This window comes from Agrobacterium sp. SORGH_AS_0440 (assembly GCF_031453135.1).
GTDB classification, from domain to species: Bacteria; Pseudomonadota; Alphaproteobacteria; order Rhizobiales; family Rhizobiaceae; genus Agrobacterium; species Agrobacterium pusense.
Window position 1 is genome coordinate 1,680,642 of record NZ_JAVIYR010000001.1, and the last position, 23,857, is coordinate 1,704,498.

21 protein-coding genes and 1 pseudogene are annotated in these 23,857 nt (G+C 59.6%); 10 read left to right on the top strand and 12 right to left on the bottom strand.

Annotated features, from left to right (window positions below):
• The first annotated feature begins 63 nt into the window (after positions 1 to 63).
• On the top strand, positions 64 to 336 hold the full coding sequence (locus tag QE453_RS07660; RefSeq protein WP_281411418.1) for a helix-turn-helix domain-containing protein: 273 nt from the start codon (positions 64 to 66) through the stop codon (positions 334 to 336).
• A gap of 954 nt (positions 337 to 1,290) precedes the next feature.
• On the opposite strand, the gene QE453_RS07665 is transcribed toward QE453_RS07660, so the two are convergent.
• From QE453_RS07665 to QE453_RS07675, 3 genes are read right to left on the bottom strand one after another with little or no spacing between them, the layout of a single operon-like run.
• A complete protein-coding gene (locus tag QE453_RS07665; RefSeq protein ID WP_309776653.1) occupies positions 1,291 to 1,932 on the bottom strand; it encodes a ThuA domain-containing protein in 642 nt (213 codons plus the stop codon).
• Between the two features lie 17 nt (positions 1,933 to 1,949).
• The gene (locus QE453_RS07670; RefSeq protein WP_309776654.1) at positions 1,950 to 3,050 is read right to left on the bottom strand and encodes a Gfo/Idh/MocA family oxidoreductase; all 1,101 of its coding nucleotides are present in this window, start codon (positions 3,048 to 3,050) and stop codon (positions 1,950 to 1,952) included.
• Between the two features lie 50 nt (positions 3,051 to 3,100).
• Complete coding sequence (locus QE453_RS07675; RefSeq protein ID WP_004438840.1) at positions 3,101 to 4,300, bottom strand: ROK family transcriptional regulator; 1,200 nt, start codon at positions 4,298 to 4,300, stop codon at positions 3,101 to 3,103.
• A gap of 197 nt (positions 4,301 to 4,497) precedes the next feature.
• On the opposite strand from QE453_RS07675, the gene QE453_RS07680 reads away from it, so the two are divergent.
• The 7 genes and pseudogenes from QE453_RS07680 (at position 4,498) to QE453_RS07705 (ending at position 11,145) form a co-directional block, all read left to right on the top strand.
• Positions 4,498 to 5,799 carry an extracellular solute-binding protein gene (locus QE453_RS07680; RefSeq protein WP_309776655.1) on the top strand — a complete coding sequence of 434 codons (1,302 nt, stop codon included), beginning with the start codon at positions 4,498 to 4,500 and terminating at the stop codon, positions 5,797 to 5,799.
• Positions 5,800 to 5,866: 67 nt separating this feature from the next.
• Positions 5,867 to 6,805, top strand: coding sequence for a sugar ABC transporter permease (locus tag QE453_RS07685; RefSeq protein WP_309776656.1), 939 nt, complete (start codon positions 5,867 to 5,869; stop codon positions 6,803 to 6,805).
• Positions 6,798 to 7,646 (top strand): carbohydrate ABC transporter permease, encoded by an 849-nt coding sequence (locus QE453_RS07690; RefSeq protein ID WP_022563716.1) that lies wholly within the window; start codon positions 6,798 to 6,800, stop codon positions 7,644 to 7,646. The genes QE453_RS07685 and QE453_RS07690 overlap by 8 nt, the downstream gene beginning before the upstream one ends.
• 101 nt (positions 7,647 to 7,747) lie before the next feature.
• Positions 7,748 to 7,852 (top strand): annotated as a pseudogene (locus QE453_RS25230) (ATP-binding cassette domain-containing protein); the annotation flags it as partial.
• A 47-nt stretch (positions 7,853 to 7,899) separates the two neighbouring features.
• On the top strand, positions 7,900 to 8,739 hold the full coding sequence (locus QE453_RS07695) for an ABC transporter ATP-binding protein (protein WP_404977883.1): 840 nt from the start codon (positions 7,900 to 7,902) through the stop codon (positions 8,737 to 8,739).
• A 144-nt stretch (positions 8,740 to 8,883) separates the two neighbouring features.
• Positions 8,884 to 9,936, top strand: coding sequence for a sugar phosphate isomerase/epimerase (locus QE453_RS07700; protein WP_278067869.1), 1,053 nt, complete (start codon positions 8,884 to 8,886; stop codon positions 9,934 to 9,936).
• A 21-nt stretch (positions 9,937 to 9,957) separates the two neighbouring features.
• Complete coding sequence (locus tag QE453_RS07705; protein WP_035208184.1) at positions 9,958 to 11,145, top strand: Gfo/Idh/MocA family protein; 1,188 nt, start codon at positions 9,958 to 9,960, stop codon at positions 11,143 to 11,145.
• A gap of 88 nt (positions 11,146 to 11,233) precedes the next feature.
• Here QE453_RS07705 and QE453_RS07710 read toward each other — a convergent pair whose 3' ends face one another.
• The 4 genes from QE453_RS07710 to QE453_RS07725 all read right to left on the bottom strand — a co-directional run bounded on the left by QE453_RS07710 (position 11,234) and on the right by QE453_RS07725 (position 14,492).
• Positions 11,234 to 11,485: a hypothetical protein gene (locus QE453_RS07710; RefSeq protein ID WP_111814012.1), complete on the bottom strand. Its 252-nt coding sequence runs from the start codon at positions 11,483 to 11,485 to the stop codon at positions 11,234 to 11,236.
• Positions 11,486 to 11,599: 114 nt separating this feature from the next.
• Positions 11,600 to 12,871: a glycerate kinase gene (locus QE453_RS07715; protein ID WP_060942146.1), complete on the bottom strand. Its 1,272-nt coding sequence runs from the start codon at positions 12,869 to 12,871 to the stop codon at positions 11,600 to 11,602.
• 4 nt (positions 12,872 to 12,875) lie between these two features.
• The gene (locus QE453_RS07720; protein ID WP_309776657.1) at positions 12,876 to 13,229 is read right to left on the bottom strand and encodes a DUF1304 domain-containing protein; all 354 of its coding nucleotides are present in this window, start codon (positions 13,227 to 13,229) and stop codon (positions 12,876 to 12,878) included.
• Positions 13,230 to 13,553: 324 nt separating this feature from the next.
• Complete coding sequence (locus QE453_RS07725) at positions 13,554 to 14,492, bottom strand: AraC family transcriptional regulator (protein WP_035208187.1); 939 nt, start codon at positions 14,490 to 14,492, stop codon at positions 13,554 to 13,556.
• 184 nt (positions 14,493 to 14,676) lie between these two features.
• Here QE453_RS07725 and QE453_RS07730 point away from each other — a divergent pair, with 184 nt between their 5' ends.
• Positions 14,677 to 15,894 (top strand): MFS transporter, encoded by a 1,218-nt coding sequence (locus QE453_RS07730; RefSeq protein ID WP_022563720.1) that lies wholly within the window; start codon positions 14,677 to 14,679, stop codon positions 15,892 to 15,894.
• A 65-nt stretch (positions 15,895 to 15,959) separates the two neighbouring features.
• On the opposite strand, the gene QE453_RS07735 is transcribed toward QE453_RS07730, so the two are convergent.
• The 5 genes from QE453_RS07735 to ytfQ form a co-directional block, all read right to left on the bottom strand.
• Positions 15,960 to 16,694 carry a FadR/GntR family transcriptional regulator gene (locus QE453_RS07735; protein WP_006697251.1) on the bottom strand — a complete coding sequence of 245 codons (735 nt, stop codon included), beginning with the start codon at positions 16,692 to 16,694 and terminating at the stop codon, positions 15,960 to 15,962.
• Positions 16,695 to 16,711: 17 nt separating this feature from the next.
• Positions 16,712 to 17,692 (bottom strand): galactofuranose ABC transporter, permease protein YjfF, encoded by a 981-nt coding sequence (yjfF, locus tag QE453_RS07740; RefSeq protein WP_006697252.1) that lies wholly within the window; start codon positions 17,690 to 17,692, stop codon positions 16,712 to 16,714.
• On the bottom strand, positions 17,689 to 18,729 hold the full coding sequence (locus QE453_RS07745) for an ABC transporter permease (RefSeq protein ID WP_161794454.1): 1,041 nt from the start codon (positions 18,727 to 18,729) through the stop codon (positions 17,689 to 17,691). The genes yjfF and QE453_RS07745 overlap by 4 nt, the downstream gene beginning before the upstream one ends.
• The gene (locus QE453_RS07750; protein WP_309776658.1) at positions 18,729 to 20,252 is read right to left on the bottom strand and encodes a sugar ABC transporter ATP-binding protein; all 1,524 of its coding nucleotides are present in this window, start codon (positions 20,250 to 20,252) and stop codon (positions 18,729 to 18,731) included. Before QE453_RS07750 ends, QE453_RS07745 begins: the two co-directional genes overlap by 1 nt.
• Positions 20,253 to 20,551: 299 nt before the next feature.
• A complete protein-coding gene (ytfQ, locus tag QE453_RS07755; RefSeq protein ID WP_004438884.1) occupies positions 20,552 to 21,511 on the bottom strand; it encodes a galactofuranose ABC transporter, galactofuranose-binding protein YtfQ in 960 nt (319 codons plus the stop codon).
• Between the two features lie 525 nt (positions 21,512 to 22,036).
• On the opposite strand from ytfQ, the gene QE453_RS07760 reads away from it, so the two are divergent.
• Positions 22,037 to 23,848: an IlvD/Edd family dehydratase gene (locus QE453_RS07760; RefSeq protein ID WP_035208190.1), complete on the top strand. Its 1,812-nt coding sequence runs from the start codon at positions 22,037 to 22,039 to the stop codon at positions 23,846 to 23,848.
• Positions 23,849 to 23,857 lie beyond the last annotated feature (9 nt).

Here is a 23,857-nt window from a genome sequence, read left to right on the forward strand (position 1 = left end):
ATCTCGCTCGGCTGCGGGCGTTGCTGCACGCAATGTCTGTCAATTTAACAATGATTTGTCAAAATGTCAAAACTGGATCAACATTTGCCTTCGAGTAAAATTTCTGCCGCGCAATGTAGGGGAGCGAGAGCCATGTTGGGCCTGAGCCAAAGTCAGCTAGCCGACGCAGCGAAGGTATCCCGGCCCACCGTCGTTGATTTTGAAAGGGGTATCCGTCTACCCCACCCCAATAACCTCCAAGCGATCCGCACAGCACTAGAAGCTGCTGGAATAGAGTTCATCCCGGAGAACGGTAGTGGGCCGGGCGTACGACTGGCGAAGAAGACCACGCTTTGATGAGTCCGGATTGCGGTCCGTCACAGTATAGATCTTGGCCCGACCAAGGTCCCGGACTCCAGGTTTTCCTTTTTCCGCCATATCTACACCCCTTGCGACGACGGCTAAATATCTTTTGCAAAACGGTAATTTGCTGCCCTGACTGGCTGTGAATGACAGCCCTACGCCGATGCACAGAAAAACTGCGGCAAGACCAATGCTTGAAAGACTTTTTTGCCTGAAAGAAACCGCCCTCTCAAGGCAGCTCCGCTTTCCGCGGTGGCACATCCCGCGTCAGTCTTGACCGGACGGCTCCGTCCCGCCACGTTGCCAAACGAAGGAGAAGTCAAACATGACGCGTGTCGCCCGTTATGCCCGCAATTCCTCTGACACCAGCGTGACGCTTCGATCGAAGACCAGTTGCGCCAGTGTCCCGAACCTGCCGCCGGCGAAGGCTGAACTGTCGTGAAGACCTAGTCCGATCGCGCCATCTCCCGCGTATCTCTCATCCGCTTACGCATCTAGTAGTTGGCATCGCGCCTGTCCGACCTGCTCACGAAACTGGAGGTCAGACAGGAGAGTCTTGCCACGCGTCTTTCCGATATCCCTGAGACGTTCCCGATCTTCATCCGGGCATCGCGGGAACCTACCGACGCAGGATCGAGCGTTTGACCGAGACGCTGTCCCATCCCGATCAGGCATTCGAGGCTGCCGAACGCATCCGCGAGGTCATCGACCGCATCGCCGTGGCCTAAGCCGACAAGGGGGCGACGTTTCCATCGTCCTGCAAGGTGAGCGTGGCACTGTCCTCGACTGGATCGACTCTACCGGAAAACCCGGCTAAAAGCCAAAACCGGGCAACGTATGATCCCGTTTGTCGGTCGCGGTAGGTGCTCGGGCCTGTCCCAGGGATCTGCTGCCGATCCTCGGCGAAGGGCCGAGGATGACGTTGCGTGGGAGAGGTTCCCGATAACCTCAACGCGCCGCCCAGTTGGCGCCGCGGCGAAACATGGTCTTCATCTGCGGCACGGAAAATTCCTTGGCCTGATGTCCGAGCGCCGAATAAAACACGCGGCCCTTGCCGTATTTGCGTTTCCACACCACCGGCATCACCACGCCGTCGATCCACCAAGCGTGATCGCCGGTGAACGTCGTTGTCGCCAGAACCTCGTTGGAGGGGTCGACATGCATGTAATATTGCTCTGACGTATAGGAAAAATCGGAAATCCCCTCCATCAGCGGATCGTCAGGGCGGGTGATGTTGACCGTGTAGTCAATGATATTTCCGGGATGGGCGACCCATTGCCCGCCGATCATGAACTGGTATTCCACGCATTCGCGAAAACTGTCGCCCGCGCCACCATGAAAGCCGGCGATGCCGACGCCGTTTTCAACAGCCGCCGTCAGGTTCTTGATTTCTTCCTTCTCGATCTTCGACATGGTGACAATAGGCACAACAAGGCTGAGATCATGCACCGACGGATCGGCGAAAGCCTCGGTGCTGTGCTCGACATAGACCTTGAAACCGTCCTCCTCCAGAATGTCCTTGACGATGGTGGCGCATTCCTGCGGCTCGTGGCCGCTCCAGCCGCCCCAGACGATGAGTGCTTCGCGCATTTATTTCCTCCTCGGGATTATTTGCCGAGCTGGCCGTCGACCAGCGATGTTTCAAGCGGAGCAGGACGTTCCGCCTTGGTGGTGATGGAAACGGTCGTGCCGCTATCTGACGCCGTCTGGAAGGCTTCCATGACTTCCAGCACGTGGAGGGCAAGATTGCCATTGGCGCGGTGCGGACGGTTCTCGCGGATGGCGTAGGCCATGTCGGCGACGCCAATCGAACGGTAATTTCCGTCTGCATAGGGCGAAGACAGGGTCTGCGGCTCGAACTGTCCGCCCTTCTTCAACAATTGCACTTCGCCGCCAAAATGGTTGGGATCGGGGACGATCAGCGTACCTTCAGTGCCGTAGAGTTCAAGCGGCACATGTTTGTGGCCGGCGACATCGAAGCTCATACCCACCTGCACAACAGCGCCATTCTCGAAGGCCAGCACGCCGGACACATGGGTGGCGACATGGACGGGGATTTTGTCGCCGTTCTTTGGCTCACTTGTAATGAGGCGTTCGTTGCGGGGGGCAATGGCAAAACCTGCCACCCTGGCGACCGGGCCAAACAGGTTGACGAGATCGGTAATGTAATAGGGTCCCATATCCAGCATCGGCCCGCCACCAACCTCATAATAGAAAGCTGGGTTGGGGTGCCAGCGTTCATGGCCGGGGCACATGAAGGTGGCGGTGCCGCCCACGGGCTGGCCAAGCACACCCTCGTCGATCAACCGGCGTGCTGTCTGGTGCCCGCCGCCGAGGAAGGTGTCCGGAGCCGAACCGATACGCAGGCCCTTTGCCTTTGCCGCGTCCGCAAGGCGTTTGCCTTCGGCGAAATTGATGCCCAACGGTTTTTCCGAATAGGCGTGTTTGCCGGCGTCCAGCGCGCGCAGACCCACTTCCACATGTGCCTTGGGGATCGTCAAGTTGACGATGATCTCCACCGAGGGATCGGCTAGAAGTGCGTCGATGCTTCTCGCCTGGAGGCCGAATTCGTCGGCGCGGGCCTTTGCCGCCTGCTCGTTCATATCCGCAAGACCGCGAATGTCGAGAATGGGAAACGAAGCCATGGCCTTGAGATAGGCGCTGGAAATGTTGCCGCAGCCGATGATGCCGATGCCGACTTTGTTCATATAATCCTCCCGTAAACCAGAAATGCTTGGCCTGTGCTCACCCCTGCGGGTTAGAGCGCTGGCCCGGTCGTGTTCCATGGCGATTCGTAAAGTTCGTAAAGCGCAACGGCCGCGGCCCCCTGCGCCCACAATTCGTCGCTTGCAACATCGAAAACCAGTTCCGCCACACCGGCCAGAGATGGCGGCACTGCGGCATTGTAGCTGTTGCGAATGCTGGCGATGAAAGGTTCGCCAAGTTCGAGGCTGGAGCCGGTAATTATGACCCGCGGCGGTGCAAACAGCGTGACTATATTGGCTAGTGTCAGGCCGAGGGCGGCACCGGCTCGCAAGGCGGCCGTGATGAGGTCGTGATCTTCGGCCGCAATCAGCGCATGAGCATGTTGCATGCCACGGCCGAGCCGGATCGCTTCGGCAAAACGCCCATCCGCCGGGCGGGAGCCCAAAATCGCGTTTTCACCGGCCTGGCTCGCCAGCCGCACCGTGCCTTCATTGGCAAGGCCGATCACGAGGTCACCCAGATTGTGGCTGAGACCGCCCGCGCCACGGAAGAGCTGGTTCTGGTGCAGCACGCCAAGGCCGAGCGTCTGTTCCAGCGAAATCAGCACCATGTCTTCGAGATCGCGCGCATGGCCGAACCAGTGATGGGCAAGCGTGATCGCGTGGGCGTCACTTTCGATAATGGTCGGCGAATTCAGCCGTGCCGTCATTTCCTCAGCGAAATTAACATTCACTTCCCGCAAAATCGGGCTGCTTCGGATCTTGCCGGTGCGATGTTCGATGACGCCGGGCAGGCCGAGGCAGACCATATCCACATCCTCAAGCGATAGACCGGCATCGACGACGCAACGTCTTACGCCGTCCTCCACGAGGTCGGCGATGACGCCTATAGGCTGGCGGTCTACCCGGATCGGCAAGGCAAGGGTGGAGAGTACATTGCCGCAAAAATCGGTGACGACAAAGACCATGCGGTTCGCGGCAATCTTGGCGCCCACAACGCGGGCGGCATCCGGGTTCAGCTCCAGCATCACACGCGGCCTGCCGCGCCCACCTTCGGTGCGGATATCGCCCAGGTGCCGGGTCAGGATGAGCCCGTCATCCAAAAGTGAGGCGGTAATGGCGGAAACGGTCGTGGTGGAAAGCTGGGTGCGTTCGCTGATCTCAACGCGGGAAATGGGTCCATGTCGGCGGATGCTGTCCAGCACGCTCAGCCTGTTGATCGCGCGCATTAGTTCGGGGTCTGCGGTCTTCATGGGGTCCTGCTGCGATCAATGCCGGTTCGAGAACCGATTTACGTCGGGTTGCGGATTAAATAACGGTGTAGGGGTAGGGGTGTGTCAAGCTGTTCGCGCAAAAAATCGGCATAGTGCCTTGACATTGGGCGAGGGCTAATGTGAATTAATCCGCATTGGGGAATAAATGAGGAAATCCCCGAGGGAGGATCACCATCATGACGATTTGGCACGCAGGCGCAAGCCTGAGCGGCAGGCTGACAGGCTTTGCCGCAACGACAAGCATTGCTCTCATGCTCGGCGCAGCAAGCGCCTCGGCCGCGACGGTCGTTAAATGGATGCATGTTGAGCTGGACCCGAAATCCGTGGCTGTCTGGGAAGAAATTGCCAAGGAATACGAGGCCAAGCACCCCGATGTGGATGTTCAGCTGCAGTTCCTCGAAAACGAAGCCTTCAAGGCAAAATTGCCGACCTTGCTGCAATCGAACGATGTTCCGGACTTCTTCTATAGCTGGGGCGGCGGCGTTCTTGAGGAACAGTCCAAAACCGGTGCGCTGAAGGATCTGACCGAGGTTTTCGACGCCGATGGCGGCAAGCTGCGCCAGGCCTATAACGCATCCGCCATTGACGGCCTTTCTTTCGACGGCAAGGTCTGGGCCGTACCTTATCGTGTCAGCCTCGTCAGCTTCTTCTATAACAAGGAGCTTTTCGCCAAGGCCGGTGTGAAGGCCGAAGACATCAAGACCTGGGCGGACTTCAGCGCGACGGTGAAGAAGATCAAAGACGCCGGCATCGTTCCGATTGCAGGTGGCGGCGGTGAGAAATGGCCGATCCACTTCTACTGGAGCTATCTCGTGATGCGCAATGGTGGCCAGGCCGTGTTTGACGCGGCCCGCAAGGGTGAAGGCGAAGGCTTTATGGATCCGGCGATTGTCAAGGCGGGTGAGCAACTCGCCGAGTTCGGCAAGCTCGAACCCTTCCAGCCCGGTTATCTCGGCGCAACCTGGCCACAGGCACTGGGCGTCTTTGGCGATGGCAAGGCCGCAATCATTCTCGGCTTTGACAATACCGAAGCGAACCAGCGCAAGAATGCCGGCGACGGCAAGGGGTTGGCCCCTGAAAATATCGGTCGCTTCGCTTTCCCGGTTGTCGAAGGCGGCGCAGGCAAGGCTACCGACACTCTGGGCGGCCTGAACGGCTGGGCGCTCACCAAGAACGCCTCCAAGGAGGCTGTCGATTTCGCCACCTTCCTGACCAGCAAGGAAAGCGAAGAGAAAATGGCGACCGCCGGTATGATCCTGCCGGTTGCCACAGGGGCTGCCGGTGCGGTGAAGAACCCGCTGCTGGCGGATTCCGCCAAGCAGCTGGCTGCTTCCACCTGGCACCAGAACTTCTTCGACCAGACGCTCGGCGCTGCCGTCGGTCGTGTCGTCAACGATATCTCGGTTGAGATCGTTTCCGGCCAGATGACTGCCGAAGAGGGTGCCCAGCAGATTCAGGACGCATTCGAACTGCGCTGATCTGGTTTCCATGGCGGCGCCGCGAATGTGCGGCGCTGCTTATCTGCCTCCATGAAAGCGGATAGAGATGACGGATATTTCCATGACTCCTGCGTCCATACCGGCGCGCGGCGCGGCAAAGGCCAGGCGCAAGCAAAGTTCGGTCGCGCATGACCGGGCATTGACCCTTCTGGTCTTCCTGCCGCCCGCACTTTTGCTCTTTACCCTGTTTGTCATCCTGCCCATGGGCGAGGCGGCGTGGTACAGCCTTTACCGCTGGAACGGCTACGGCACGCCGACCGATTTTGTCGGCCTGAAGAATTTCCAGGTGCTTTTCGGCAATGCCGCATTCTCGCAGGCCCTGATCAATAACGGCCTCATCATCCTCATTTCGATCCTGATCCAGATTCCGCTGGCCATCTGGCTCGCCATGATGCTGGCGCACCGCATTCCCGGTGTCGTCGCCTTCCGGCTGGTATTCTTCCTGCCTTACGTTTTGGCTGACGTCGCGGCGGGTCTGATCTGGCGGTTCGTTTATGATGGCGATTATGGCCTGTTTGCCGCCATTTCCAATTTCTTCGGCTTCGCCAATCCCTATGTGCTGGCTGACAAGGATGTGGCGATCTATGCCGTGCTCGGCGTCATCGTCTGGAAGTATTTCGGTTTCCACATGATGTTGTTCATCGCCGGCCTTCAATCCGTCGACAAGAACGTGTTGGAAGCGGCCGAAATCGACGGCGCGTCCGGCTGGCAGAAATTCCGTTACGTCACGCTGCCGATGCTGGGCTCCACGGTTCGCCTTTCCGTCTTCTTCGCAGTGATAGGCTCGCTGCAGCTGTTCGACATGATCATGCCGCTGACCGGCGGTGGCCCGTCCAACTCCACGCAGACCATGGTCACCTTCCTCTACACCTACGGCGTCATGCGCATGCAGGTGGGGCTTGGCAGCGCGGTGGGCGTCGTTCTCTTCATTATCTGCGTGACGCTCGCCTTCGGTTACAAAAGGATTTTCATGCGCCATGACTGACACATCCACTTCCGTCCGCATGCCGCTGCAAACCAAGCTTTATCTCTATATTTCATTGAGCCTGATTGCGGCCATCGTGCTCATCCCGCTTCTGACGACGGCGCTCGGTGGCTTCAAGACGCTGGGAGACCTGCGCGTCAACCCGTTCGGAATTCCGGCCGAATGGCAATGGGCCAATTACGGCGATATCCTGCTTGGCAAACGCTACTGGCTGCAGATTTTCAATTCGCTCGTCATCGCACTGCTGACGGTGTTCCTGACGCTGACAGTTTCGGCCATGGCGGCCTTCACTTTCGCGCATGTGAAGTTCTTTGGCTCGTCTTTCCTGCTCAATTATTTCTTGCTCGGGCTGATGTTCCCGGCGGCCACAGCCATTCTGCCGCTCTTCATCCGCATTCGCGATCTGGGCCTGCTCGATACCTATTGGGGCGTGGTGCTGCCGCAGGTGGCCTTTGGCCTCGGCATGAGCATTCTCCTGTTCCGCAATTACTTCCGTAATCTGCCCGACGAGCTGTTTCAGGCGGCCTTTGTGGATGGCTGCGGCTATCTGCGCTTCTTCTGGCATATTTCCGTGCCGCTTTCGCGGCCGATCGTGGCGACCGTTGGCATCGTTTCCTTTGTCGGCAGCTGGAACAGCTACATCCTGCCGCTAATCATGCTGAATTCCGAATCGAAATATCCCTGGCCGCTCGGCATCATGGTCTATCGCGGCGAGTTCGGCACGGAATGGCAGCTTGTCCTTGCCTTCATCACGCTGACGATCCTGCCGACCGTCATCGTCTTCTTCCTCGCACAGAAACACATCATCGCGGGCCTGACGGCCGGTGCCGTCAAATCGTGACGTGAAAGGAGCAAAATATGGCTTCCGTCGAACTTAGAGAGATCCGCAAGTCCTATGCCGCGCTCGATGTCATTCACGGCATATCGCTCGATATTGCTGATGGAGAATTCATCGCGCTGGTCGGCCCTTCCGGTTGCGGCAAATCCACCCTGCTGCGCATGATCGCCGGGCTGGAAGAAATCACCGATGGCGATATTCTCATCGGCGACAAGGTGGTCAACGGCATGACCCCCCGCGCGAGCGCAACATCGCCATGGTGTTCCAGTCCTACGCGCTTTACCCGCATATGACGGTGGCTGAAAACATGGGCTTCAATCTGAAGCTTGCCGGCCAGCCGAAAAACGTCATTGAAGAGCGTGTTGCCGAAGCTGCCCGTATGCTTGATCTCGGCAAGCTTCTGGACCGCAAGCCTTCGCAGCTTTCCGGCGGTCAGCGCCAGCGTGTCGCCATGGGTCGCGCTGTCGTTCGCAACCCCGCCGTCTTCCTGTTCGACGAGCCGCTTTCCAACCTGGATGCCAAGCTGCGCGTGCAGATGCGCAGCGAAATCAAGGCGCTGCACCAGAAGGTCGGCACGACCTCCATCTATGTGACCCATGACCAGATCGAGGCTATGACTCTGGCCGACCGGGTCGTGGTGCTCAATCACGGCCGCATCGAGCAGCAGGGCACACCGCTTGAGCTTTACAAGACGCCGGCAAATCTCTTCGTCGCCGCCTTCATCGGTTCGCCCGCGATGAACCTTATAGAAGGCGTGGTGGATGGCGAGGGTGACCAGCCCGCCGCCCGGCTGAAGGACGGAACCGCGATCCGCATTGCCACCTCCCGCAAGGTCAAGCGCGGCCAGCCCGTGACGATCGGGCTTCGCCCCGAACATATCGGTTCCGCGATTGGGGGAGATATCTCGCTTACCGGCAGAACGGTGCTGGTGGAGCCAACCGGCGCGCAGACCCATGTGGTCTTCGAATTGGCGGGCGATCAAGTCACGGCAGTGGTGGATGGTGAGCAGCCGGTGAAGGTCAACACCCCCTTTGCCGCCACCGTGCACCATGAGCGCGTGCACGTCTTCGACAGGGCGAGCGGACTGGCGCTTTAAGTGCCCAGATGTTCTTGATGAAATGCTGAAATTCTCTTGCCCCTTCGCTTTTGGGGCTTGTCTGAAAATCACGAGCGGTTAGCTTGGCGATTGGGAACAAAGCGGGGTTACCGCGCAACTGTATCGATGCAGGAGGAGATTTTTATGAGAACGATCAAGGGACCGGGTCTTTTTCTCGGTCAGTTCGCCGGTGATGCGGCCCCCTTCAACAGCTGGGACGGCATTACCAAATGGGCGGCGGAAAAAGGCTATGCCGGCGTGCAGGTGCCGACCTGGGCCGGGCAGCTGATCGATCTCAAGAAAGCGGCGGAATCGAAGGACTATTGCGACGAGTTCGCCGGTGTCGCGCGCCAGAACGGTGTGGAAGTGACCGAGCTTTCCACCCACTTGCAGGGCCAGCTTGTTGCGGTTCATCCAGCCTATGACGAGGCTTTTGACGGTTTTGCCGCACCGGAAGTGCGTGGCAACCCGAAAGCGCGTCAGCAATGGGCGGTGGAGCAGGTGAAGTTTGCGCTGAAAGCCTCCAGAAATCTCGGCATCAAGGCGCATGCGACCTTTTCCGGCGCGCTCGCCTGGCCTTTCGTCTACCCGTGGCCGCAACGCCCGGCCGGTCTTGTAGAAACAGCCTTTGACGAACTTGCCAAACGCTGGACGCCGATCCTCGATTATGCCGATGAGCAGGGTGTGGATGTCTGCTATGAAATCCACCCGGGTGAAGATCTGCATGATGGCGTCACATTCGAGATGTTCCTGGAACGGGTGAAGAACCACCCCCGTGCCAACATGCTCTACGACCCCTCGCATTACGTGCTGCAATGCCTCGATTATCTCGATAATATCGATATCTACAAAGACCGCATCAAGATGTTCCATGTCAAGGATGCGGAGTTCAACCCGACCGGACGGCAGGGCGTTTACGGTGGGTATCAGGGCTGGGTGGAACGGGCCGGCCGCTTCCGTTCGCTGGGCGACGGGCAGGTCGATTTCGGTGCGATTTTCTCGAAAATGGCCGCCAATGATTTCGACGGCTGGGCCGTGGTCGAGTGGGAATGTGCGCTGAAACATCCTGAAGACGGCGCCCGCGAAGGGGCTGAATTCGTCAAGGCGCATATCATCCGCGTCACGGAAAAAGCCTTTGACGATTTCGCATCTGGTGGCACCGACGATGCGGCCAACCGCCGTATGCTTGGGCTTTGAGAGCATTGCAGAGGAAACATTATGGCTATTGAAGGAAAGACAACCGACAAGGCGAACAAGCGGATTCGCCTTGGCATGGTGGGCGGCGGCTCGGGTGCCTTTATCGGTGGTGTTCACCGCATGGCGGCGCGGCTCGACAACCGTTTCGATCTCGTGGCAGGGGCGCTGTCTTCGACCCCGGAAAAATCCCTCGCCTCCGGTCGTGAACTGGGGCTCGATCCCGAGCGTTGCTACGGCTCGTTCGAGGAGATGGCCGAAAAGGAGGCGCTACGCGAGGATGGCATAGAGGCGGTGGCGATCGTCACGCCCAACCACGTGCATTATCCGGCGGCGAAGGCGTTTCTGGAGCGTGGCATCCATGTCATCTGCGACAAGCCGCTGACCTCCAATCTGGAGGACGCCAAAAAGCTGAAGGACGTCGCCGACAAGGCCGATGCGCTGTTCATCCTGACGCATAATTACACCGGCTATCCGATGGTGCGGCATGCACGGGAACTGGTGGAATCGGGCGCTCTCGGCACGATCCGTCTGGTGCAGATGGAGTATCCGCAGGACTGGCTGGCGGAACCCATCGAGCAGACGGGTGCCAAACAGGCTGTCTGGCGCACCGACCCGGCCCAATCCGGTGCGGGTGGTTCCACAGGCGATATCGGCACGCATGCCTATAATCTCGGCTGCTTCATTTCCGGTCTGGAAGTCGACGAACTGGCGGCAGATGTGCATACCTTTGTCGAAGGCCGCCGGCTGGACGACAATGCGCATGTGATGCTGCGTTTCAAGCCGAAGGGTGGCAAGCAGCCGGCAAAGGGGCTGCTCTGGTGCAGCCAGGTTGCGGTCGGCCACGAAAACGGGCTGAAAGTTCGTGTGTATGGTGACAAGGCCGGCATCGAATGGACGCAGGCCGACCCGAACTATCTCTGGTTCACGAAGCTTGGCGAGCCGAAGCAGTTGATCACCCGCGGCGGTGCCGGGGCAGGGGCTGCCGCAGCACGCGTCACCCGCATCCCTTCCGGCCACCCGGAAGGTTATCTCGAAGCCTTCGCAACGATCTATACCGAGGCGGCGCATGCCATCGAAGCCCGCCGCACCGGCTCGGTGCTCGACAAGGCCGTGATTTACCCGACCGTCGATGATGGCGTGAAGGGTGTCGCCTTTGTTACGGCCTGCATCGAGTCCGGCAAGAAGAACGGTGGCTGGGTGAAGCTCTGAGGCGAGGTTGCAGCGTATTTCTTCTCCCCGCCCCGGGGAGAAGAAAAAAGCTGATGCGCCAGCTCCTTCGTACACTGGGGCCCAAGACTTAGTGATAAGCGCTGGACGACGTCGATTCCACGCGTTCCGTCACGGGGCAGCCGTCCTGGATCTTGGTCCAGGAGGAAACGTTGAGTTTCATCTCGCAGCGGGCCAGATAGGACCCGCCATCGACTCTGAGGCAGGACGTCTGGCCGAGCTGAAACATGACACCGCGATTTCGGCATTTGCAATTATGGGCATCCGCCAAAGCTGGGATAAGGGCGATGGCCAAGCCAAGTATGAGCACTCCAGGACGCATGGCTGAGGCTCCAAAGGATATCTCGCAGATTACTCCTGTCCGAGAGCATAGTCAAAACGTGCTCCTCTACGAGCACGTGCCGGAAGCTCAGTAGTCTCTGCCAATGCCCCGCTATCAGCCGATCAAAATCGCCCTGATGTCATTGACATTCGTGAGCGTTGGGCCGGTCACGACAAGATCTCCTGCCGCCCTGAAAGCCGTATAGCTGTCGTGGCTCACGAGTGACTGGCGCGGATCGACGCCGGCTGCGCGCATACGGGCAAGTGTGTCCGGCGTCACCACGGCGCCCGCGGCATCCTCCACTCCGTCTATGCCGTCGCTATCGCCGGCAATGGCCCATATGCCATCAGCACCTTTGAGCGTCAGCGCAAGGCTCAGCAGGAATTCCGTGTTGCGGCCGCCCTTGCCGGCCGGCCCCTTGCCGATCGTAACCGTGGTTTCGCCGCCGGAAAGCAAAACGGCCGGGCCTTTGAGTGGCAGGCCCTTGCGGCGGGCGGAAATCGCGATACCGGCCATGACCGCGCCGACATCCCTGGATTCACCCTCCAGCGAATCCCCGAGGATGAGCGGCGTTAAGCCAAGCTTCACCGCCTCATCCGCTGCCGCCTGCAAGGCGAGCGAGGGGGCGGCGATGAGCCGGATATCTTCCGCGATATCGCCGGCCTTCGGGGTTTCCTCGCCTTTTTCCAGCACTTTGCGCACATTTTCGGGAAGATCGAGCGCATAACGGGAAACGATTTCACGCACGGTTTCAATATCGCTCGGGTCGGCGACCGTCGGGCCCGAGGCAATTTCCGAGGGATCGTCGCCCGGCACGTCGGAGATCAGCAGGGAAACGACCCTCGCCGGTTTGGCGGCCAGCGCCAGTCGCCCGCCCTTGATGCGGGAGAGGTGCTTGCGCACGGCGTTCATTTCGGAAATCGTGGCGCCGCTGGCAAGCAAAGCGCGGTTGACCGCCATCTTGTCCGCAAGCGTCATTCCCTCGGCGGGTGAGACCATCAGCGCCGAACCACCGCCGGAAATCAGCGCGATGACCATGTCGTCTGCAGTCAACCCTTCAACGGCGGCGAGAATGCGTTTTGCGGCTTCGGCGCTCCTGTCGTCCGGCACCGGATGCGAGGCTTCGATGATTTCAATGCGCCCGGTCGGGACGGCATGGCCGTAACGCGTCACCACCACGCCGGAAAGATCGACACTTGGCCATGCCGCTTCAAGCGCTGCGGCCATTGCGGCGGAAGCCTTGCCTGCGCCAACCACCACACACCGCCCTCTAGGCGGGGAGGGCAGGTGTTGTTGCAACACTTTAGAGGGATCGGCGCTGGTGACTGCGGTCATGAAGATGCGGTTGAGAGCGTCTCTTGCGGACGTATCGTTCCATGCGGTCATTTGTTCATACTCCGATCCAGAGGAAGCCGAGCGCAAACAATGCCGGCAATGCCTGAATGAACAGGATTTTGATATTGGCTGTCACGGCGCCAAAAATACCGGCCACCAGCACACAGGTCAGGAAGAAGACCTTGAAGTTCAGCCCGTCGTCACCCTGCGTGAGCCCAAAGATCAGCCCCGCTGCGAGAAAGCCATTATAAAGACCCTGATTGGCGGCCAGCACTTTCGTCTGCCGGGCAAAATCCGCGGAAAGACCGAAGGCCTTGCGACCGGCAGGCTTCTCCCAAAGCAGCATTTCCAGGATGACGATGTAAATATGAATTGCCGCGATCACGGCGATCAGAAAGCTGGCGATCATCATCGGTTCCTCCAAACCCTGATGCCCGTCGCCCGGTCTGTCAGGGTAACAGGTGGCAAACGGATCATTCCGTTTTAACGGTGCAACAGGTAGCCGCAAGGCCAGAATCCTCTCTTCCCGTACGAACTGGTGAAGAGCGCCAACTGCTGTTTGACTCTTTGCGGGAAATAGGAACAAATCAAGAAAAAAAGATGAATAAGCGGATCACCGCACAATCAGGGAAAGACCGCCGCCGGCCGCCCATGAGGAAGATGCGGTGGAGCGGATAAAGATCCTTTCCCATAATTTCCGCCAAGTCTGTGATATCCGCCGAGAGGGCGCGTCTTAAGCCGCATCCTCCAGCCCTGCCGCATCTTTCCTGCGGAACTGGCTGGGTGGTGCGCCGATTACCCGTTTGAAGGCGCGGCTGAAAGAGGCCTCGGAATCGTAACCGAGCTTTTCGGCCGCTAGCGTCACCCGCATGCCCTCTCGCAGCCACAGCCGCGCCTGATGCATGCGCACCCGAACCACATAACGCGCGGGGCTTTCTCCTACCACGCGGGTGAAACGTTCCGCGAAACTTGAGCGGGATGCGCCCATCAGGGAGGCGAGTTCTTCCACGCTCCAGTCCTTTTCGGGGTTGAGGTGAATGGCGGCGAGCACGCGGCCGAGTTCGGGATTGCGCACGGCGGCAAGCCAGCCGCTGGAATCGCCGCAGCCATATTCCACCCAAGTACGGATCAGCGTTGCAGTCAGCACATCGGCCAGCCGCGCCAGAATGCCACCCGCGCCGACGCGGTTCAGCTCGACCTCCCGCGTCATGGCTTCCAGAAGATGGGGAATGGCCGGATCGCTTTTGGCCAGATCGCTGGTCAGCATCACGTCAGGCATCAGCTGCAGCAGCGGATGCAGGTTATCCATGTTGAAACGCATCGAAGCGGTGAAAGCCACGGTATCGCCACCCGCACTCGCGCACTCCATGTCGAAAATGCCCTGACACACTTCCTTCTTGCCGAACCGGTCGAAGGGGGAAGGGGCCACCTTTTCACCGCTCGCCAGCACATGTGCATGCCCGCGCGGCAGAAGCACGGCGTCGCCACATGTCAGGGTCAGCCATTCACCCGAGGGTTTTTGCAATTTCGCATGCCCCACGCCGATGAAATGAAACCGCGCCGCCTCCTGTTCGGGAAAAGCCGTCGCCCAGGGGGTGGCCATGCGGCAGCGGCCATATTCCACACCGTCAAGCCTAAGGCCACGCAACATTTCCGTCAGGGCATCGTTCATGGTATCTCGCATATTCGGACGATTGGTTAAGGAATACGGATTTTCTAGCATGGAAACGCCGGGCTGTCACGCATAGCCTGCTTGCATCGATTTGCAGTCGTCGAAGCGGGGCTCCCAACCGGCTTCCTCGCCTTGCCCTTTCCGTTTCACGACGCGTTCCGGGAATGCGCATCAGGAGATTTTCATGAATAGCCGGACCATAAACGAACTGGAATATACGCCGCGCAGACACGAGCCGGATGCGAAATGGGCCGCTGTGGTTTCACTTTCGCTCGGCGTTTTCGGATTGGTAACGGCGGAATTCCTGCCCGTCAGCCTCCTGACGCCGTTATCGGCCGATCTCTCCATTAGCTCCGGCATTGCCGGACAATCCATAACCGTCACGGCGCTGGTCGCTGCGGTTGCGGGCCCGGGTGTCGTCATCGGCACACGCGGCATTGACCGGCGCTGGACCCTGCTGGGGCTGACCACGCTGCTGATAATCTCCAGCACACTGGCCGCCTTTGCCAATGGGCTTTTCATGCTCTTTGCCTCGCGCGTCCTGCTGGGCATCGGTCTTGGCGGCTTCTGGGCCATGTCGGCGGCGCTGGCGTTGCGGCTCGTGCCGATTGAAAAAATGCCACGCGCCATGGCCATCATCCTTACCGGGGTCTCCGTCGCAACCGTGTGTGCGGCACCGGTGGGCGCGTGGATTGGCGCGACGCTCGGCTGGCGATCGGCCTTCGTCGTTGCCGGCGTGCTCGGCGTCATTGCGCTCGCCGTGCAATTGCTCACCGTGCCTTCGCTGCCGCCGGCCGGTGCCCCCGGCCTTTCCACCATGTTCCGGCTGCTTCAGCGAACGCAGGTCCGGATCGGTCTTTTGACGACGCTATTTATCGTTGCGGGCCACTTTGCCGGCTTCACCTATGTCCGACCGTTCCTGGAAGACGTGCCGCAGCTTGGCGTGGAGGCGATTTCGCTTGTTCTGCTGATTTACGGTATCGGCGGTTTCTTCGGCAATCTTTTCGGTGGTTTCCTCGCCGAAAAGAACACGGCCTGGGCGGTGACCTTCGCCGCGACGCTGATCGCCGCATCGGCTTCCATCCTGGTGATCGCCGGCGCATCTCCCGTTGTTGCGGGCCTTGCCATCGCCTCCTGGGGTTTTGCCTTCGGCGCATTGCCCGTCAGCGTGCAGAGTTTCATCACGCGTGTTGCCTCGGATGAGGCCGAGAGCGCGGGTGCGCTGCTGCTTACGACATTCCAGATCGCTATTTCCAGCGGTGCGGTTCTTGGCGGCCTGCTGATCGATCTCCAGGGCGCAACCATGGTGTTCGTCTTCGTGGCCATCGCAGCCCTTCTCGGCGCCTCGCTGATGGCGTCGCGGCGCGGCGTGGTGCCGCAGGTAGAGGCATCGCAGGGCTGAGGACCTGGCGAGAGGAAGGGCCTGCATTCTTGTGGGCCCGCCTTCGCTACGACTGGTTTCGGGTTTCAAACCGTCTTGATCGCCTTCTGCGTCCGGTCCTTGCCCACTTCGATCACATGCCGCATGGCCTTCACCGCCGCATCCGCGTCCCGCGCCGCGATGGCGTGGACAATGCGAAGGTGGTTGGATGCGATCTCCGCGATGGTGCCGGGCGATGCGGCCGGTGACGAAAGCTGGAATGAGATGGCAAGCGCCGCCTCGATCAGCCCGCTTGCCGAACGCATGAAGGGATTGCCGGACATATGCGCGACGGCAAGATGGAACTCGAGATCCACCTTGGCGATGCTCTCCGGCGTATGCTGCGGATTGTCGAATTTTGCGGCGATGACGTAAAGCGAGACAATGTCTTCATTGGAGGCCTGGAGAGCTGCTGCCGCCGCCGCCGCCGGCTCCAGCGCCAGCCGAATTTCGGCCAGGTGCTTCACAAATTCCTGGTCGATGCCGGCTTCGCAGCGCCAGCCCAGCACATCTGGATCAAAGAAATTCCAGCTCGAACGGTCGAGCACCCGGGTGCCCACCTTCGCCTTCGGTTCCACCAGCCGCTTGGCCGCCAGCGTCTTCATGGTTTCGCGCAGCACCGTGCGCGAGACGCCGAAACGCATGGAGAGCTCCGCATCGTTGGGCAGCAGAGAGCCTTCGGCGATCCTGCCCGAGACGATGGCGCTGCCGAGTTCGGAAACCACATGCGCGTGGCTGTTCCGGCGTTTTCGCCCGCTAATCGTCGTTTCGAGCAGCCCCAAGCAAGCCTCCGTTTGCGTTATGCCGGATGCGGTCCGGCCAGTCTCCTGTTTGAATACCAGATGATTGCGCGCTGCAACACGATGAACACGAAAAGCAGCACGCCGATGACGATTTTCGTCCACCAGGAGGACAGGGTTCCATCAAAAACGATGTAGGTCTGGATCAGGCCCTGGATCAAAAGCCCCACAAAGGTTCCCGCAACCAATCCCGTGCCGCCGGTCAGAAGTGTACCGCCGATGACGACGGCAGCGATCGCGTCCAGCTCCACGCCCACCGTCGCCAGCGAGTAACCTGACGAGGTGTAAAGCGTATAAACGATGCCAGCGAGGCCGGAGAGAAAGCCGGAAAGTGCATAGATGCCGATGGTGGTGGTCCCGATCGGCACGCCCATCAGCTCGGCAGATTGCGGATTGCCGCCCAGCGCATAGACATTGGCACCGAAGCGGGTGCGGCTTGCGATCAGCATGCCGGCGGCGAAGACGAGAAGCATGAGCATGGCGAGCGCCGTCAGCCTGCCGCCGCCTGGAAAGCGGAAATAAAAGCCCTGTATCGCATCGATGAAAGGATGTGAGATCGGCACCGACTGGGTGGAGATCAGATAGGCAGCCCCGCGCGCCAGGAACATGCCCGCGAGTGTCACCACAAAAGGCGGGATGGAGAGAAAGCGGATCATCGCGCCCATGAGGCAGCCAAACAGCGTGGAAATCAAAAGCACGATGGCGAAGGCAAGCAGCGGATGGATGTTATAGGTGCCGACCAGGACGGCCACAAAGACGCTGGTGAAGGCAATGACCGAACCAATCGAGAGATCGATGCCGCCTGACAGGATGACGAAAGTCATGCCGACGGCGGCTATGCCGAGAAAGGCGTTGTCGGTAAGAAGATTTCCGATCACCCGCGTCGAAAAGATCGCCGGATATTGCATCACGCAAAGAAGATAGGCGACGACGAAAATCGTCAGCGTGGTGAGGAAGGGCAGGTTGCGGCTGTGGATCATCGCGCGGTTCCTTCCTTGGTCATACCGTTGGTGGCGGTTTTGGCGTGCTGCTTTGGCGCTTTCACGAAACCGAGGACGGCCATGATCGCCGGAGATTGCAGCGTCAGCACCACCATGATGATGCCGGCCTTTATGATGAGGTTGAATTCCGGCGGAAAGCCCGAGACGAGGATGCCGGTATTGATGGTCTGGATGATGAGCGCGCCGATCAGCGATGCGGTGATGGAGAAGCGGCCACCATTTAGTGAAGTGCCCCCGATGACCACCGCCAATATGGCGTCCAATTCCAGCCAAAGGCCGGCATTGTTGGCATCCGCACCACGAATATCCGCCGTCACGATCATGCCGGCGATCGCCGCGCAAAGACCGGAAACGGCATAGACGAAGAACAGCAGAAAGCGCGCCCTTACACCGGCAAGAGCCGCTGCGCGGCGATTGATGCCGGTCGCTTCGATCAGGAAACCGAGTGCGCTCTTGCGAACGAGAAAGCCTATCAGGAGCGCGGCCGTTATCCAGATGATGACGGGCAGGGGCACACCGGCAAATGCGCCGGAGCCGATCGCGGAAAAGCTGTCATTGTTGAACGTGAGGATGACGCCCTCGGTGATGAGCTGCGCGATGCCGCGCCCTGCCACCATGAGGATCAGCGTGGCGATGATGGGCTGTATGTCGAGAAGGGCAACCAGCACGCCGTTCCAGAGGCCACAGACAATTCCCACGCCAAGCGAAATGGCGATGACGGCGGGAATGGAATGTCCATTGCTGATGAGCGTGGCGGCGACGGCGCCGCAGATGGCGATGACAGCACCAATGGAAAGATCGATGCCCTTGGTCGCGATGACCAGCGTCATGCCGATGGTGAGCAGCGCCACGGGGGCGGCGCGCACAAGAATATCCACCAGACTGCCATAGAGCCTGCCATTTTGAAACGACACATTGAGGAAGCCGGGCGAAATGATTGTAATCGCTGCGAGAATGATAAAAAGCGCAGCAAGCTGCGGTGCAAGTCTTCTAAGACGCCGATTGACTGCCGTCATCATGCCGCCTCCGTTCTGGCCGCATCTGCGATCGCACGCATGATATTGTCGGCCGTCACTTCGCCGCCTTTCAGCTCGCTGACATGCCGGCGGTCGGAAAGCACGACGACACGATGCGCCACGGCGGTGAGTTCTTCCAGTTCGGAGGATATGACGACAAGCGACATGCCCTCGCTGCAGAGTTTTTCGATCATTTTGAGAATTTCCGCGTGGGCGCCGATATCGATGCCGCGTGTCGGCTCATCGAGGATCAGAAGCCGGGGATGGGTGGCCAGCCAGCGGGCCAGGATGGCCTTCTGCTGGTTGCCGCCGGACAGGAACTTGATCGGCCGGTCGGGGTCGGCCGGGCGGATATCAAGGGATTTGATGAAACCTTCCGCCAGCTCTGCCTTTTGCCGGCGCGACAGCGGCCGCGCCCATCCCTGCCGGGCCTGAAGGGCCAGCGCGATGTTGTCGGTCACGGAGAAATCACCAATGATGCCGTCCGTCTTGCGTTCTTCGGGACAGAAACCGAAACCGGCCGCAATCGCCGCCTCGGGAGAAGAGATCGTCACCGCCTTCCCGTCGATCGTTGCTTTGCCCGTGTCGGGGCGGTCTATGCCGAAGAGCAGGAATGCCGTTTCGGTCCGGCCGGAGCCGAGAAGCCCTGCCACGCCGACGATTTCCCCGGGGCGTATCCCGAGATCGAAGGGAGAGACGCTGCCGCGTTTGCCATAACCTTCGAAGCGAATGCTTGGCTCGCCTTCGGCGATTGTTTCTTCGGTCGCCTGATGGTCATGGGTGATCTGTTGAAGTTCCCGGCCGAGCATCATCGATATCAACTCGGAACGCGGCAGGCTGCCGATTTCGCGTGTGCCGACAAGCCGGCCGTTGCGCAGCACCGTCACCCGGTCGGCGATATCGTAGACCTGATTGAGGAAATGAGTGATGATTACGATACCGATACCGCGCGCCCGCAGCTTTTTCAGTACGCCGAACAGCATTTCAACCTCATGAGCGTCGAGGCTGGCGGTCGGTTCGTCCAGCACCAGCACCTTGCCGGAAAGATCGACGGCGCGGGCGATGGCGATGATCTGACGGATGGCGACGGAATAGCTTGAGAGAAGGGCGTTGACGTCAATGGAAAGGCCGTACTGGGAAAGCAGCGCCTGCGAATTCTTTTGCATCGTGCTGCGGTCAATCAGCCCGAAGCGCCGCGGCTGGCGGCCAAGGTAGAGGTTCTCCGCAACGGTGAGGTTTTCGAGAAGGTTGACCTCCTGATAGACGGTGCCGATGCCAAGGGCCTGCGCCTCACCCACATTGGCGGGCGAGATTTCGCTGCCTTCCAGAAAGACTGATCCGCTGCCGCGGCTGTAGACGCCCGTCAGGATTTTGATCAGCGTCGATTTGCCCGCGCCGTTTTCGCCGAGCAGGGCATGGATTTCGCCGTGCCCAAGCAAAAAGTCGACGCCATCCAGCGCCGTGATCCCTAAAAAGGATTTGCCGATGGCGCGTGCTTCCAGAAGTGGTGCCGTTTCGGACATTGAGCAGTTTCCGTATTGCAATGGGTTTTGGTAGAGCAATCGGCAGGGAGCGGCGTATTTCTTCATCCCCGCCGGGGAGAAGGTGGGCCGAAGGGTCGGATGAAGGGGCAAGCTCTCCTGACATCTCCAGGCTTGCCCCCTCATCCCACTGCCGCGGACTTCTCCCCGGACGGGGAGAAGAAACAAGTGGCATGCGCTCGCTCCATACGAGATCATTCTGCAGACTGGATCGGAGAGGTTTCGCTCTCCTCAACAGAAAGAGACGGCGCAATCAACGCGCCGTTTCTGCAAAGAATGGCTTAGTAACCCAGGCCCTTCTTCGCCTCGTAGACCTTCATCGGGTCGTCAGATGCCGTGTAGAGCTTGGATTCGGTCTGAATCCACTTCGCCGGAGCCTTCTTGTCTTTCAGATAGGCTTCGAGCGCGTCGAATGCCGGGCCGGCCATGTCGGGCGTCAGTTCCACGGTGGCGTTGGCTTCACCGGCTGCCATGGCCTTGAAGATGTCAGGCACGGCGTCGATCGACACGACCTTGATGTCGGTTCCGGGCTTGAGACCGGCTTCCTTGATCGCCTGGATCGCGCCAACGGCCATGTCGTCATTGTGGGCGTAGACGGCACAGATGTCCTTGCCGCCGCCTTCGGCCTTGATGAAGCTTTCCATCACTTCCTTACCCTTGGTGCGGGTAAAGTCACCCGTCTGCGAGCGGACGATCTTGATATTGGCGTGCGAAGCGATGGCTTGCTCGAAGCCCTTCTTGCGATTGATGGCGGGCGAGGAGCCAGTCGTGCCCTGCAATTCCACCACCTTGCAATCCTTGGAACCGACGTCCTTCACCAGCCAGTCACCGGCAACCTTGCCTTCGTGGACCTGGTCCGAGGTAACTGCGGTCAGGTAAAGATCATCGGGAGCCTCGATCTGGCGGTCGAGCAGGATGACCGGGATTTTCTCTTCCTTGGCTTCCTTCAGGACAGCATCCCAGCCCGTTGCGACGACCGGTGCAATCAGGATTGCGTCGACGCCCTGCGCGATAAAGCCGCGGACGGCCTTGATCTGGTTTTCCTGCTTCTGTTGCGCGTCGGCGAACTTAAGCGTGACGCCGCGCTTCTCGGCCTGCTGTTTGGTAACGGTGGTTTCAGCCGCGCGCCAGCCGGATTCCGAACCGATCTGCGAGAAGCCGACGGTAAGCGATTTGGCGGAAACACTTGATGCAAGGCACAGCGAAACGGCGACAGTAACTGTCGCGAGAGCTTTTCTCATCTTAATCCTCCCAGAGATGATGTCAGCGTGACGCGATCACTATGAGCATATAGTAATACTCTTGAAAAGCGATTTTTTAGCCTTTCCGCAATTTGGCTTCGGTGAACTGCGGTGAATTTTCGCCATAAAATGCGATGAATCAATGGGTTGAACGAAATAAAGCCTCATTTTTCCGCTTGCGGAACTGGCCTGACGTGGCCTCAGAGGCGACTTGACAGAAGGCGATTGTCTCTAATAGTAATACAAATAAAGAGACTTTATAAAAGGCGGAGCGGGGAGCCGAAGAGCTAGCCGCATTCCCGCAAGGCATGGGAGGGAGAGGCCGTTGCGCGACACCGGTATCACCATAAATACCGAAAAATATTCGGCTAAATCCGAAGAACGGCTTCAGGTCACTCGTCTGGCGCTGCTCTGTCGGTTATGCGTGTTCTCCGAAAGCTGATTCCATTTTCCGTGCGCACAACATAAGCTTGTCGCATTTCGTAATATTTTACCGTTGGCCACTTCCGGCTGGAGACCTGCATCATGACTACATCCGACAAACTGCCTGCAACACAAGGCAAGCTTCGCTCACGCGCCTGGTTCGACAACCCCGCAAATGCGGATATGACCGCGCTTTATCTCGAGCGTTACATGAACTTCGGTCTGAGCCAGGCCGAGCTTCAGTCCGACCGCCCGATCATCGGCATCGCGCAGACGGGTTCGGACCTTTCTCCTTGCAACCGTCACCATCTGGAACTGGCAAACCGCCTGCGCGAAGGTATCCGTGAAGCTGGCGGTATCGCCATCGAATTTCCGGTTCACCCGATCCAGGAAACCGGCAAGCGGCCGACCGCAGGTCTCGACCGTAACCTCGCCTATCTCGGCCTCGTGGAAGTGCTTTATGGCTATCCGCTCGACGGCGTCGTTCTGACCATCGGCTGCGACAAGACCACGCCTGCCTGTCTCATGGCGGCGGCCACCGTCAACATTCCGGCCATCGCCCTTTCCGTCGGCCCGATGCTGAACGGCTGGTTCCGCGGTGAGCGCACCGGCTCCGGCACCATCGTCTGGAAGGCGCGCGAACTGCTGGCGAAGGGTGAGATCGATTATCAGGGCTTCGTCAAGCTTGTCGCTTCCTCGGCTCCGTCGACCGGCTATTGCAACACCATGGGCACGGCGACGACCATGAATTCGCTTGCCGAAGCGCTGGGCATGCAGCTTCCCGGCTCCGCCGCCATCCCGGCGCCTTACCGTGATCGTCAGGAAGTCTCCTACCTCACCGGCTTGCGTATCGTCGAAATGGTCAAGGAAGACCTGAAGCCATCGGACATCATGACAAAGGATGCGTTCATCAACGCCATCCGCGTCAACTCGGCGATTGGCGGATCCACCAACGCACCGATCCACCTGAACGGCCTTGCACGTCACGTCGGCGTCGAGCTGACAGTGGATGACTGGCAGACCTATGGTGAAGACGTACCGTTGCTCGTTAACCTGCAGCCGGCCGGTGAGTATCTCGGTGAGGATTATTACCATGCCGGCGGCGTTCCTGCTGTCGTCAACCAGCTGATGACCCAGGGGCTGATCATGGAAGACGCCATGACGGTCAACGGCAAGACCATCGGCGAAAACTGCCGTGGCGCGATCATCGAGGACGAAAAGGTCATTCGCCCCTATGAACAGCCGCTCAAGGAGCGTGCCGGCTTCCGCGTTCTGCGTGGCAACCTGTTCTCCTCCGCCATCATGAAGACGAGTGTGATTTCGGAAGAGTTCCGCAACCGTTACCTTTCCAACCCGAACGATCCCGAAGCTTTCGAAGGACGTGCCGTGGTGTTCGACGGTCCGGAAGACTACCATCACCGCATCGATGATCCGTCGCTGAAGATCGACGCCAACACCATCCTGTTCATGCGCGGTGCCGGCCCGATCGGTTATCCCGGCGCGGCAGAAGTCGTGAACATGCGCGCTCCGGATTATCTGCTGAAGGAAGGCGTCAACTCGCTGCCCTGCATCGGTGACGGCCGTCAGTCCGGCACGTCGGGCAGCCCGTCCATCCTCAATGCCTCGCCGGAAGCGGCGGCCGGCGGCGGTCTCGCCGTCCTGCAGACGGGCGACCGCGTCCGCATCGATGTGGGCCGCGGCAAGGCGGATATCCTGATTTCTGGTGAAGAACTGGCCAAGCGTTACGAGGCTCTGCATGCAGAGGGTGGCTACAAGTTCCCTGACCACCAGACGCCATGGCAGGAAATCCAGCGCGGCATCGTCAGCCAGATGGAAACCGGCGCGGTTTTGGAACCGGCGGTAAAGTACCAGCGCATCGCCCAGACCAAGGGCCTGCCGCGCGACAACCACTAAAGGCAAGGC

What these genes read in the sequence shown, in the direction of transcription:
- QE453_RS07660 (WP_281411418.1), top strand. Translation starts at nt 64, where the DNA reads ATGTCAAAACTGGATCAACATTTGCCTTCGAGTAAAATTTCTGCCGCG.
- QE453_RS07665 (WP_309776653.1), bottom strand. Translation starts at nt 1,932, where the DNA reads ATGCGCGAAGCACTCATCGTCTGGGGCGGCTGGAGCGGCCACGAGCCG.
- QE453_RS07670 (WP_309776654.1), bottom strand. Translation starts at nt 3,050, where the DNA reads ATGAACAAAGTCGGCATCGGCATCATCGGCTGCGGCAACATTTCCAGC.
- QE453_RS07675 (WP_004438840.1), bottom strand. Translation starts at nt 4,300, where the DNA reads ATGAAGACCGCAGACCCCGAACTAATGCGCGCGATCAACAGGCTGAGC.
- QE453_RS07680 (WP_309776655.1), top strand. Translation starts at nt 4,498, where the DNA reads ATGACGATTTGGCACGCAGGCGCAAGCCTGAGCGGCAGGCTGACAGGC.
- QE453_RS07685 (WP_309776656.1), top strand. Translation starts at nt 5,867, where the DNA reads ATGACGGATATTTCCATGACTCCTGCGTCCATACCGGCGCGCGGCGCG.
- QE453_RS07690 (WP_022563716.1), top strand. Translation starts at nt 6,798, where the DNA reads ATGACTGACACATCCACTTCCGTCCGCATGCCGCTGCAAACCAAGCTT.
- QE453_RS07695 (WP_404977883.1), top strand. Translation starts at nt 7,900, where the DNA reads ATGGTGTTCCAGTCCTACGCGCTTTACCCGCATATGACGGTGGCTGAA.
- QE453_RS07700 (WP_278067869.1), top strand. Translation starts at nt 8,884, where the DNA reads ATGAGAACGATCAAGGGACCGGGTCTTTTTCTCGGTCAGTTCGCCGGT.
- QE453_RS07705 (WP_035208184.1), top strand. Translation starts at nt 9,958, where the DNA reads ATGGCTATTGAAGGAAAGACAACCGACAAGGCGAACAAGCGGATTCGC.
- QE453_RS07710 (WP_111814012.1), bottom strand. Translation starts at nt 11,485, where the DNA reads ATGCGTCCTGGAGTGCTCATACTTGGCTTGGCCATCGCCCTTATCCCA.
- QE453_RS07715 (WP_060942146.1), bottom strand. Translation starts at nt 12,871, where the DNA reads ATGACCGCATGGAACGATACGTCCGCAAGAGACGCTCTCAACCGCATC.
- QE453_RS07720 (WP_309776657.1), bottom strand. Translation starts at nt 13,229, where the DNA reads ATGATCGCCAGCTTTCTGATCGCCGTGATCGCGGCAATTCATATTTAC.
- QE453_RS07725 (WP_035208187.1), bottom strand. Translation starts at nt 14,492, where the DNA reads ATGAACGATGCCCTGACGGAAATGTTGCGTGGCCTTAGGCTTGACGGT.
- QE453_RS07730 (WP_022563720.1), top strand. Translation starts at nt 14,677, where the DNA reads ATGAATAGCCGGACCATAAACGAACTGGAATATACGCCGCGCAGACAC.
- yjfF (WP_006697252.1), bottom strand. Translation starts at nt 17,692, where the DNA reads ATGATCCACAGCCGCAACCTGCCCTTCCTCACCACGCTGACGATTTTC.
- QE453_RS07745 (WP_161794454.1), bottom strand. Translation starts at nt 18,729, where the DNA reads ATGACGGCAGTCAATCGGCGTCTTAGAAGACTTGCACCGCAGCTTGCT.
- QE453_RS07750 (WP_309776658.1), bottom strand. Translation starts at nt 20,252, where the DNA reads ATGTCCGAAACGGCACCACTTCTGGAAGCACGCGCCATCGGCAAATCC.
- ytfQ (WP_004438884.1), bottom strand. Translation starts at nt 21,511, where the DNA reads ATGAGAAAAGCTCTCGCGACAGTTACTGTCGCCGTTTCGCTGTGCCTT.
- QE453_RS07760 (WP_035208190.1), top strand. Translation starts at nt 22,037, where the DNA reads ATGACTACATCCGACAAACTGCCTGCAACACAAGGCAAGCTTCGCTCA.